Below are 303 nucleotides of genomic sequence, written 5' to 3' on the forward strand. Positions count from 1 at the left end.
CAAGGTCTTTTGAAGCCCGTTGCCGGACTTCGTTGCCGACACCCTCTGTCTGGCTATTTTCATGTATGGAGGATAACTGCCTATGGCAAAAAACAAAACAGAGATTCATGTGACCACTGTATTTGACGGGGAACTGGACGCAACCGATGTGTTCGTCAGCCTGATTTCCCAGAAATACGGTAAAATAAATACAAAAGAATATCTTGCTAAAAAGAAAGATATAGGCTATAATGAAGATGAGGTTCAAAAGAGCCAGATACCGTCTGGATTGTGTGGGTAAATGGCTATGATGAACGAAATGGA

General features: G+C 42.2%; 1 protein-coding gene and 1 pseudogene. One reads left to right on the forward strand and one right to left on the reverse strand.

What is annotated here, in order from left to right; translation table 11 throughout:
* Positions 1–109 (reverse strand): annotated as a pseudogene (locus tag LJE11_RS20175) (tweety protein); the annotation flags it as partial.
* Here LJE11_RS20175 and LJE11_RS19480 point away from each other — a divergent pair.
* Positions 83–280 carry a hypothetical protein gene (locus LJE11_RS19480; RefSeq protein WP_003533377.1) on the forward strand — a complete coding sequence of 66 codons (198 nt, stop codon included), beginning with the start codon at positions 83–85 and terminating at the stop codon, positions 278–280. The pseudogene LJE11_RS20175 and the gene LJE11_RS19480 overlap by 27 nt on opposite strands.
* The last annotated feature ends 23 nt before the right edge of the window (positions 281–303 follow it).

The sequence above is a fragment of the Blautia sp. DFI.1.216 genome (assembly GCF_020594215.1).
Classification (GTDB): Bacteria; Bacillota; Clostridia; order Lachnospirales; family Lachnospiraceae; genus Blautia_A; species Blautia_A wexlerae.

Bases quoted from the DNA above. Each gene is read 5' to 3' on its own strand.
- LJE11_RS19480 (WP_003533377.1), top strand. From the start codon at position 83: ATGGCAAAAAACAAAACAGAGATTCATGTGACCACTGTATTTGACGGG.